A 273-nucleotide genomic window follows, 5' to 3' on the forward strand; every position below is an offset into this window, starting at 1 on the left:
CTGCGGCGGTGATCGTGATCGCGGCAAACGTCCGTTGATGGCCGAAGTGGTCGAACGTCTTGCCGACCAGGTGCTGGTCACCGACGACAACCCGCGCACCGAAGACCCTGATGTGATCTTCGACGACATCCGCGCCGGTTTCACCGCTGTGGATAAAGTCACTTTCGTCGCCGGTCGCGGCCAGGCCATTGCGCAATTAATCGCCGGCGCAACCGCTGACGACGTGATTGTGCTGGCCGGCAAAGGTCACGAGGACTATCAGGAAATCAACGG

At 60.8% G+C, this 273-nt stretch carries 1 protein-coding gene; it reads left to right on the forward strand.

What is annotated here, in order from left to right; all coding sequences use genetic code 11:
- Nucleotides 1–37: 37 nt before the first annotated feature.
- Nucleotides 38–273 (forward strand): glutamate ligase domain-containing protein (locus tag AAEY83_RS14990; RefSeq protein ID WP_502945193.1); only part of this gene is annotated, 236 nt, incomplete at its 3' end.

Origin of the sequence: Psychrobacter sp. TB20-MNA-CIBAN-0197 (genome assembly GCF_040309765.1) — a bacterium.
Classification (GTDB): domain Bacteria; phylum Pseudomonadota; class Gammaproteobacteria; order Pseudomonadales; family Moraxellaceae; genus Psychrobacter; species Psychrobacter submarinus.